The 10,533-nt window shown below is 45.2% G+C and carries 9 protein-coding genes; 7 read left to right on the top strand and 2 right to left on the bottom strand.

Annotated features, from left to right (window positions below):
• Positions 1–1,443: bacterial Ig-like domain-containing protein (locus OCV99_RS17780; protein ID WP_262576015.1), on the top strand; the 1,443-nt coding region annotated here is incomplete at its 5' end.
• Positions 1,444–1,480: 37 nt separating this feature from the next.
• Here OCV99_RS17780 and OCV99_RS17775 read toward each other — a convergent pair.
• Positions 1,481–2,527, bottom strand: coding sequence for an AraC family transcriptional regulator (locus OCV99_RS17775; protein WP_158372343.1), 1,047 nt, complete (start codon positions 2,525–2,527; stop codon positions 1,481–1,483).
• Positions 2,528–2,760: 233 nt separating this feature from the next.
• On the opposite strand from OCV99_RS17775, the gene araA reads away from it, so the two are divergent.
• Genes araA through OCV99_RS17760 form a run of 3 tightly spaced genes read left to right on the top strand, consistent with a single transcriptional unit; the run spans position 2,761 to position 6,596 of the window.
• On the top strand, positions 2,761–4,257 hold the full coding sequence (gene araA / locus OCV99_RS17770) for an L-arabinose isomerase (RefSeq protein ID WP_158372341.1): 1,497 nt from the start codon (positions 2,761–2,763) through the stop codon (positions 4,255–4,257).
• 32 nt (positions 4,258–4,289) lie between these two features.
• A complete protein-coding gene (locus tag OCV99_RS17765) occupies positions 4,290–5,885 on the top strand; it encodes a xylulokinase (protein WP_158372339.1) in 1,596 nt (531 codons plus the stop codon).
• A 12-nt stretch (positions 5,886–5,897) separates the two neighbouring features.
• Entirely contained in the window at positions 5,898–6,596 is a 699-nt protein-coding gene (locus tag OCV99_RS17760; RefSeq protein WP_158372337.1) for an L-ribulose-5-phosphate 4-epimerase, read from the top strand.
• Positions 6,597–6,656: 60 nt separating this feature from the next.
• On the opposite strand, the gene OCV99_RS17755 is transcribed toward OCV99_RS17760, so the two are convergent.
• A complete protein-coding gene (locus OCV99_RS17755) occupies positions 6,657–7,442 on the bottom strand; it encodes an HAD family hydrolase (RefSeq protein WP_158372335.1) in 786 nt (261 codons plus the stop codon).
• 110 nt (positions 7,443–7,552) lie between these two features.
• On the opposite strand from OCV99_RS17755, the gene rpiB reads away from it, so the two are divergent.
• The 3 genes from rpiB to OCV99_RS17740 are packed head-to-tail and all read left to right on the top strand — an operon-like array spanning position 7,553 to position 10,328.
• On the top strand, positions 7,553–7,993 hold the full coding sequence (gene rpiB / locus OCV99_RS17750; protein WP_158372333.1) for a ribose 5-phosphate isomerase B: 441 nt from the start codon (positions 7,553–7,555) through the stop codon (positions 7,991–7,993).
• A 20-nt stretch (positions 7,994–8,013) separates the two neighbouring features.
• Positions 8,014–8,646, top strand: a complete 633-nt coding sequence (locus OCV99_RS17745) for an HAD family hydrolase (protein WP_158372331.1) — start codon at positions 8,014–8,016, stop codon at positions 8,644–8,646.
• A complete protein-coding gene (locus OCV99_RS17740; protein WP_158372329.1) occupies positions 8,631–10,328 on the top strand; it encodes an AAA family ATPase in 1,698 nt (565 codons plus the stop codon). Before OCV99_RS17745 ends, OCV99_RS17740 begins: the two co-directional genes overlap by 16 nt.
• Positions 10,329–10,533 lie beyond the last annotated feature (205 nt).

The following is a 10,533-nucleotide window of genomic DNA, read 5'->3' as shown; positions in this document are numbered from 1 at the left end:
TTCAAGATCAATACGGATGACGTGGAGAACGCAAAGAAGGTTGCGGGACTGAAAGGCTTTACGCTGGAAGGCGACGATGTTTACTGCCTGATGGCAGATAAGACGGGTGTTACCATCTTCCCGGGACTTTCCACCAACTTAAGCGACGGATGGTTTAATGTACTTGGAACTAACAAATCCGAATCTGTTAATGGAACAAGTATTTACTCCATGCCGGATCCGGATGCAAGCCACGGAACGGTTATGCCGATTACATCTGAGGAATATGATAACCTTCTGAAAAAATATGATGAAGCTTATGCGGAGAAGGCAAAGGATGCCAGTGACAAGGCGGATGCTGCAATTAAAGCGGTTGAACCGGTTACGGAAGAAGAGCTGACTGCTATTACAGAAGATATTACACTTCCGAAAGAGATTGAGAATATGGACGGAGTAACCGTTACATGGACAAGTTCTGATGAGACGGTAATTTCCACAGAAGGTGTAGTAACCAGACCGGCGGCAGGCGAAGAGGATGCAGTTGTAGATCTGACAGTGACGATTACCGTTCCGGGAGCTGACGGTGTGCGCGACCAGATCAGAAGTAAATCTTATGTTGTTACGGTTAAGGCGGAAGCGAAACCTATTACTCTGGAGTCCATTGCGGTAACAGCACCGACAAAGACTGAGTATACGGTAGGAGAAGAGCTTGACCTTGCAGGAATGAAGGTGACTGCAAAATACAGCGATGGTTCAACGGAAGATATTGCAGTAACGGACTGCGAAGTAAGCGGCTATGATAAGACAAAGACCGGTGAGCAGACAGTAACAGTAACATACGAAGGAAAGACGAACACCTTTAAGGTTACAGTGAAAGAAGCAGCAGCCACTCCGAAACTTCCATACGAGGACGTAGCAGAAACTGACTGGTTCTACGATGAAGTGGCTTATAACTACTTTGCAGAAACCATGACGGGTACAGATCCTACGCACTTCTCACCATACGCAACGCTGGTACGTGCGCAGTTTGCAACCATTCTTCACAGAATTGAGGGCGAACCGGTTGTAGCGTATACGAACAGATTCCCGGATGTACCGGATAAACAGTTCTATTCAACGGCAGTTCTCTGGGCAGCAGATGCGAAGGTTGTTACGGGGTACACAGATTCCGGCTATTTTGGAACGAACGATCCGATTACCCGTGAGCAGATGGTAGTTATGATGTACCGCTATGCGGATTATAAGAACTATGATATATCAAAGACAGCAGACCTCAGCAGCTTTTCTGATGCAGAGCAGGTAAGCGAATTCGCAGAAACTGCTATGAAGTGGGCAGTAGAAAATGGAATCATTGAAGGAAAAGAAAATGAAAATGGTTCTTATCGTCTCGACCCGCAGGGCAGCACAAGCCGTGCAGAGTGTGCGATTATTATCCAGAGATTTATGGAGATGTTTGAGAAATAAATCCTGAAAAAGCAAGAGGTAATCCCTGTTGAGGGGATTACCTCTTGCTTTTTCGGTATTTGGAAGGCGTCATGCCATACTTTTCCTGGAAAATCTTATAAAAATAGCCTTTATTGTGGTATCCTACAGTTTCTGCAATTTCATCAATACCTTTCCTGGAAGCGGCCAGCAGATTGGCAGCGTGTTCCAGGCGGATCTGCTGAAGATATGCCGAGTAGGTCAGCCCGGTCTTACTTTTAATCAGGCGGTTGAAATAGTCCTCCTGAAAGTGGAAAACATCTACAAGCTCTTGTATGGTAACATTCTTGTAGTGGTTCTGGATATATTCTGAGATTTCTTCAAAGACGATCCAGTTCATCGTGATTCTCTGTTCCTTTGAGAGAGAAAATTCATATTTGGTGCTTAGGATCCGGAAAATGCGAAGAAGCAGGCCTTTGCGGATGTAGCTGGTTCCTGTGTCTCCGCCATAGAGTTCCTTTATGAGCAGGAACAGGCATTCCTCCAGTTCGGAGGCGGCGTCGCTTCCGGGTCTGAAATGAAGATACTGCTGCAAGTCTTTTTGTTTTAGCAGGGCCGACTGGAGAAAAGCGATGATTTTCTGGGTTGTAATGTTCTCATCCATAATCTCGGTGAACATGTCGTTGGCGATTCCAAGGAACAGAATGACGGCAGGCTCTGAGAATAGATAGTCCTGATGCAGACAGTTCTTATCAATGAGGCACAGATCCCCTCTGGCGAAGGTAATGTCCCGCCCCAGAATCCGCTGCCGGAATTCGCCCTCCACGACGTAGGTTAGCTCCATGTAATCGTGGGTGTGGAGCTGCGTCTTCTCACCGTCATCAAAAGGGAGCCGGAAGCAGAAGTTCCGGGGAGCCGGACACATGGTAGAGTGCAGGATACCGGAGCGGTCGATGTTCCAGCACAGTGCAAAGATACGGTCGCTGGGAGGCAGAGGGTAGGTCTTTACCTCCTGGGTGGATTTGGAATATTCCGGGCAGACAAGCCGTGCGCCCAGCTTGTGTCCCGGCGGAAGAAGCAGACTGTTGTCAGTTGTAATCTGTCTGCATAATTCAGAAAGTTTCAAGGGCAGTCCTCCTTTTCGTCTTTTTTTTATTGTAAATGTTTCTTAGGAGAGATTCAACTCTTCTTTTCACAGCTTCGCACGATAATGTATATATTACTGGTCGGAATAGGTAACTTTTTTGTTGAAAATGCAGAGTTATGACCTTGCAACTGAGGCGAGGATTGTCTATAATAGAATCAGCGGATAAAAAATAAGAAGCGTAATATCTAGTTTAAAGAAAGTGAGGACTTAGCATGTTAGAAACGAAGAATTACAAGTTCTGGTTCTGTACCGGATCACAGGATTTATACGGTGACGAGTGTCTGGAACACGTAGCACAGCATTCTCAGATTATCGTAGAGGCATTGAACAAATCCGGGCTTCTCCCATATGAGCTTGTCTGGAAGCCGACTTTGATTACGAACGAATTAATCAGGAAGACATTCAATGAGGCGAATATGGATGATGAGTGTGCAGGTATTATTACATGGTGCCATACATTTTCTCCTGCGAAATCCTGGATTCTGGGACTGAAAGAACTGAGAAAGCCTCTGCTTCATTTGCATACACAGTTTAACAGAGAGATTCCGTATGATGAGATTGATATGGATTTCATGAATGAGAACCAGGCGGCTCATGGCGACCGTGAGTATGGACATATTTTCACACGTCTTGACAAGAACCGCAAAGTGGTTATGGGATATTGGGAAGATCAGGATACGCAGGCAAGAATCGGCTCCTGGATGAGAACCGCAGTCGGCGTGCTTGAGAGCAGCCATGTACGTGTGATGCGTATTGCGGATAACATGAGAAATGTTGCCGTAACAGAAGGCGACAAGGTAGAAGCGCAGATCAAATTTGGCTGGGAAGTAGACGCATATCCGGTAAATGAGATCGTAGAAGAAGTGAATGCAGTATCAAAGGCAGATATTGATGCGGTAGTAGAAGAATATTACAGCAAGTATGACATTCTTTTGGAAGGAAGAGACGAAGCTGAATTCAGAGAACATGTTGCGGTACAGGCACAGATTGAGGTTGGCTTTGAGAAGTTCTTAAGTGACAGGAATTATCAGGCAATCGTAACCCATTTTGGTGATCTTGGAGGATTAAAGCAGCTTCCGGGACTTGCAATCCAGAGATTGATGGAGAGAGGTTACGGCTTCGGTGCAGAGGGTGACTGGAAGACAGCAGCCATGGTACGTATCATGAAGATCATGACACAGGGAATGAAGGACGCCAAAGGAACTTCCTTCATGGAAGATTATACATATAACCTGGTAGAAGGCAAAGAAGGAATCCTTCAGGCGCATATGTTGGAAGTTTGCCCGACGATTGCGGACGGACCGATTAGCATCAAGTGCCAGCCGCTTTCCATGGGAGACAGAGAAGACCCGGCTCGTCTTGTATTTACATCTAAGACAGGCCCGGCAGTGGCTACATCCCTGATCGACCTTGGCAACAGATTCCGTCTGATTATTAATGATGTGGAGTGTAAGAAGGTAGAGAAGCCGATGCCGAAGCTTCCGGTAGCAACAGCTTTCTGGACACCACAGCCGAACCTGAAGACGGGCGCAGAAGCCTGGATTCTTGCTGGTGGTGCACATCATACGGCATTCTCTTATGACCTGAATGCAGAACAGATGGGAGACTGGGCGGCAGCTATGGGAATTGAAGCGGTATATATTGACAAGGATACGACTATCCGCAATTTCCAGAATGAACTGAGATGGAACTCTGTTTATTACAGATAATATAAAATAAAGAAAGGGAAAGGTATGTAACAATGAGTGATGTAAAAAATGCAATTATGACAGGTCAGACAGCTCTTGGTATTGAGTTTGGTTCCACCAGAATTAAAGCAGTTCTGGTAGATGAGAAGAATGTACCGATTGCTTCCGGAAGCCATGAGTGGGAGAACAGGCTGGTAGATAACATCTGGACGTATACGCTGGATGATATCTGGAACGGACTGCAGGACTGCTACAGAGATCTGGTGAAGGATGTAAAGGAAAAGTATGACGCTGAGCTTACCACAATCGGAGCAATGGGATTCAGTGCAATGATGCACGGCTATCTTGCGTTTGATAAGAATGATGAGCTGTTGGTACCATTCCGTACCTGGAGAAACACCATCACAGAGCCGGCTTCTGAGGCATTAACAGAGCTGTTCCAGTATCATATTCCGCAGAGATGGAGTATTGCGCATCTGTATCAGGCTATTCTGAATGGAGAAGAACATGTAAAGAATGTTGATTTCTTCACAACGCTTGCAGGATATGTACACTGGCGGTTGACAGGTAAGAAGGTTCTGGGCGTAGGCGATGCTTCCGGTATGTTCCCGATTGATATGAACACCGGAGATTATAATGAGAGAATGATTGGTCAGTTTGATGAGCTGGTAGCAGATAAAGGATTTGACTGGAAGTTGAAAGAGATTCTTCCGGGCGTGCTTACCGCTGGAGAGAATGCAGGCGTGCTGACAGAAGAAGGCGCGAAGCTTCTTGACCCGACAGGAACACTGAAGGCTGGTATTCCGGTTTGCCCACCGGAAGGCGATGCAGGAACAGGTATGGCGGCTACGAACAGTGTTGCACAGAGAACCGGAAATGTATCCGCAGGAACCAGTGTATTTTCTATGGTAGTTCTGGAGAAAGACTTAAGTAAGGTATATCCGGAACTGGATATGGTAACAACACCGGATGGAAGTCTTGTGGCAATGGTACACTGCAACAACTGTACTTCAGATCTGAATGCATGGGTAGGAATTTTCAAAGAATTTGCAGAAAGCTTCGGCATTGAAGTAGACATGAACAAGCTGTTCGGAACACTGTACAACAAAGCGCTGGAAGGCGATGCTGACTGTGGCGGACTTCTTGCTTACAACTATTTCTCAGGCGAGCATATTACAGGATTTGAAAAAGGACGTCCGTTATTCGTACGCCGTCCTGATAGCAAATTCAATCTTGCAAACTTCATGAGAGTACACCTTTTCACTTCTCTTGGAGCATTAAAGACAGGTATGGATATTCTTCTGAAAGAAGAGAAGGTAAATCTGGATAAGATTTATGGACATGGCGGGCTCTTCAAGACCAAAGGCGTTGGGCAGGGAATCCTTGCTGCAGCAATCGACACACCTGTTTCTGTAATGGAGACGGCAGGCGAAGGCGGAGCATGGGGTATTGCACTTCTGGCTTCTTATATGAAGAATAAGGCAGAGGGCGAGAGCCTTTCCGCATATCTTTCTGATAAGGTATTTGCAGGTGAGACAGGAAGCGAGATGCAGCCGGTTGCAGAGGACGTAGCCGGATTTGAAGCATTTATCGAGCGTTACAAAGCTGGCTTCCCGATTGAAAGAGCAGCAATTGATTCTTTGAAGTAAGGAGATAGGGCGATGTTAGAAGAACTGAAAAAACAAGTATATGAGGCAAATATGCTTCTTCCGAAATACGGACTGGTAACTTTTACATGGGGCAACGTAAGCGGAATCGACCGTGAGAAGGGATTGTTTGTAATCAAACCAAGCGGAGTTGAATATGACAAGCTGAAACCGGAAGATATGGTAGTTGTGGATCTGGAAGGAAATAAAGTAGAGGGAGATTACAACCCTTCTTCTGATACGGCAACACATGTGGTTTTGTACAACCGTTTCCCGGAAATCGGTGGTGTTGTACATACCCATTCTTCCTGGGCTACAAGCTGGGCGCAGGCAGGAAGAGATATTCCATGCTATGGAACTACCCATGCAGATTACCTCTATGGTTCTGTTCCATGCGTGCGGAATCTGACCAAAGAAGAGATTGACGCAGGCTATGAGAAGAACACGGGCGTATTGATTGCAGACGAATTTGAGGCACGCGGCATTGATTATAATGCAACACCGGCAGTACTCTGCAAGAATCATGGTCCTTTCACATGGGGCAAGGACGCTCATGAGGCAGTTCACAATGCGGTTGTGTTGGACGAAGTTGCGAAGATGGCTGCACGCTGCGAGATGATTAATCCCAACAATGAACCGGCGCCGCAGGAGCTTCAGGATAAGCATTATTACCGTAAACACGGTGCAAATGCTTACTATGGACAGGGAAAATAAGATACAGATAAAAGATTCTGAAAATATCAGTAGGGGAGCAGACGCTCCCCTACTGATATTTTATCGGCATTCCGATAAGATTTCTTCCAGTACCTCATCTACAGAATCGGTGGTATAAGTGGAATAATCGGAGACGCCGGGGGCGGCGGTGGACATAGCATAGCTTGTTCCTGCCGTCTGAAGCATCTCGATGTCGTTATATTGATCGCCGAAGGCAATGCATTCATCTGCTGTTATCCGGAAATGTTCCAGCATGGCGGAAAGGGCGATGCCCTTGTTGGTTCCCGGAGCGATGAAGTCAAGCCAGCGGCTTCCGGCAGTAACAATCTTGATTTCGGATTTGAAAAGCCGGTTGATTTCTTCCAGAGATTCTTCCATATTCCCATAGTTATAGAATGCAATTTTCAAAAACGGCTCATCCACCTCTTTGGTAATGTCTTTTACAATTCGGAGGTTGGTTTTCAGATCATTTTTCAGAAGATCTGTGAATGCAGGGTTGGTAGATTCTGTATAAAGGGTCTGTTCGCCGGATACAATAAAGTCATTCTGCCGGAGCCGGTGCAGAACGTCGATGATGCGCAGGCTTAAGCTGCGGTCGATGGCTGTTTTGGACAATACTTTTCCCTGATAGATAGAAAGGGAGCCGTTTTCAGCAATGTAGGCAATCTCATCCTTGATAGGTAAGAATAAGCTGCGAATGCTGGGGTACTGGCGCCCGCTGGCGGCAGCGAATAATATGCCGTGTTTTCTAAGCTCTTTTATCAGTTCCAATGTACGGGGAGCAACCTCCAAAGCCCCGTTTTTTAATATGGTTCCATCCAAATCACTGGCAATTAATTTTATCATAATTTTTTCCTTTCTATAGTCAAAACTGCCGAATAAGCGTTGCTATTCAACCATTCAAATATTATAATATAAGTAGTCAAATTTTTAAAGAAGGGAATGAAAAAAGAGGAATGAAAATAGGAATTGGAAATGATCATTCAGCGGTTGAGATGAAACAGGAAGTTGCGCAATTTCTGCAGGAGCTGGGGTACGAAGTTGTGAATTACGGAACGGATTCTAAAGCAAGCTGTCATTATCCGGTGTATGGGGAGAAAGTGGCAAGAGCCGTTGCGGCAGGAGAGGTGGATCTGGGGATTCTGATTTGTGGGACGGGCGTAGGAATTTCTCTTGCAGCAAACAAGGTGAAGGGAATCCGTGCAGTTGTGTGCAGCGAGCCATATTCAGCAAGATTATCCAAACAGCATAATAATACGAACATTCTGTGTTTTGGGGCAAGAGTTATCGGGATTGAGATGGCGAAGATGATTATCGAAGAGTGGCTGAATGCAGAGTTTGAAGGCGGACGCCATCAGGAACGTGTTGATATGATTATGGCGATAGAAGAAAAATAACAAGTATCAGGTGGGGAGATATGGACGGGATTATATTTGATGTGGACGGAACATTATGGGATTCTACAAAAGAGGTAGCGAAGAGCTGGAATCAGGTGCTTCGGGAGCATACGAAGCTGGAGGCGGATCTGACGGCAAAGCGGCTGGAAAGAGAATTCGGAAAGCCTATGGACGCCATTATGGACAGCCTGTTCCCGGAACTGGAGGCTCGGAAGAAAGAAGAAATTGCCGCTCTTTTTTATCAGTATGAAAATGAAGCAATGCGGACGGCACCATGCAGGATATATCCCGGCATGAAAGAGACGGTTAAGAAGCTGGCCGGGAAGTACAGACTTTTTATTGTAAGCAACTGTCAGGCCGGGTATATAGAGGCGTTTCTGGAAAATACAGGCCTTCAGGAATACTTTGAGGATCATATCTGCCCTGGCGATACGGGAATGCTGAAGGCAGATAATATCCGTCTTATTATGCGCAGGAACGGACTTCAGGATGCGGTTTATGTAGGGGACACGCAGGGGGACGCTGACGCCTGCCGGGAGGCGGGGGTTCCCATGGTCTATGCGGCATATGGGTTTGGTGATGTAAAAGAGCCATGGGCAGTTATTCAGAGTATGGGAGAGCTTTTGGAGGAAGACTTATGGCAAGGACAGTAGCAATAGGACTGCAGGATTTTGGCGATCTGATACAGAAGAATTATTTTTATGTTGACAAAACTGCTTTCATTAAAGAATGGTGGGAGAGTGGAGACAGTGTGACTCTGATTACCCGTCCGCGGCGTTTCGGGAAGACTTTAAATATGAGTATGTTAGAACAGTTTTTTTCGCTGGATTATGCAGGAAGAAAAGAATGGTTTCAGGGGCTTTCTATCTGGGAGGATGAGAAATATCGGGAACTTCAGGGAACCTATCCTGTTATCAGTCTGTCATTTGCCAGAGTAAAAGAGGTGAATTATGCGGATGCCCGGGCAAAACTCTGTGAAATTATAAGGAATCTTTATATCAAACATTCTTATTTAAAGGAAAGCGATATCCTTACAGATGCGGATAAAGCTTATTTTGAAAGAGTATTATCGGTAGAAGCCGGTAATGCAGATATGACATCGGCATTGTATCAGCTTTCCGATTACCTGTATCGTTATTACGGTAAAAAGGTAATTATTCTTTTGGATGAATATGATACGCCTATGCAGGAGGCTTATGTGAGCGGTTACTGGGAAGAGCTGACAGCGTTTACCAGAAGTATGTTCCATTCAGCTTTTAAGACGAATCCATGGTTAGAACGTGCGGTTATGACGGGAATTACAAGAGTCAGCAAAGAATCTGTTTTTTCAGATTTGAATAATCTGAAGGTGGTAACTGCTACATCAGAGGAATATGCAGATTCTTTTGGATTTACGGAAGAGGAAGTGTTTGCTGCGCTTGAAGAATGCGGGCTTGAAGAAGAGAAAGAACATGTGAAAAGATGGTATGATGGCTTCATTTTCGGGAGTCGCAGAGACATTTATAATCCATGGTCTATATTGAATTTTCTGGATAGCGGCAAATTCACTGCTTATTGGGCGAATACCAGCAGTAATAGTCTGGTGGGGAAGCTGATTCAGGAAGGAAATCGAAAAATCAAGGAAAAGTTTGAAATCCTGCTTCAGGGGGATGCAATATATTCTCCGGTTGATGAGCAGATTGTATATAATCAGCTTGATGATAATGAATCGGCAATCTGGAGCCTTCTGCTTGCCAGCGGATATTTAAAAGTGCTTTCCGTTGAAAGCTATCGGGATATTCCGGAGGGAATGCATCCGTTGTATCAACTCTCGCTTACGAATCTGGAGGTGAAACTGATGTTCCAGAGTATGATTCGGGATTGGTTCAAAAAGGCAGAGGCGGATTATAATGACTTTATTCAGGCTCTTCTGCAGGATGATATAGACGCTATGAATGCATATATGAATCGCGTTTCGCTGGATACGTTTAGCTATTTTGATACAGGAAAGCGGGCGTCCGGGGAAGAGCCGGAACGATTTTATCATGGTTTTGTGTTGGGGTTGATTGTAGATTTACAGAACAGATATATTATAACCTCTAACAGAGAGAGTGGATTTGGAAGATACGATGTTATGCTGGAACCGAAAAATCCAGGCGAAGATGATGCAATTATTCTGGAATTTAAAGTCCGAAACCAGAGAAGAGAGAAAAGCCTGGAAGATACAGTTCAGGAAGCGCTCCGACAGATAGAAGAACAGAAGTATGCAGAGAAACTGGTGTTGCGGGGAATTCCGAAAGCTCACATTCGCTGCTACGGGTTTGCCTTTCAAGGTAAGAAGGTTCTGATAGGATAACGGAGAAACTTACTGGAACATGGCGGAGAAGAAATACATATTGTAGTATAGAACAATATGTAAGGAGGCAGCGTATGCCATATTCAATTATGATGGATGCGGGACATGGAGGTTGTAGATAATGATGTGGTATAAAAAAAGTTGACACCCCATTCTCAAGGATTTGAGATATAATCTAGAGAATAAGGAGTGAACAAAATGGCAG

This window comes from Dorea acetigenes (genome assembly GCF_025567385.1).
Lineage (GTDB): Bacteria > Bacillota > Clostridia > Lachnospirales > Lachnospiraceae > Claveliimonas > Claveliimonas acetigenes.
This window is presented reverse-complemented; position numbering and strand designations above follow the sequence as displayed.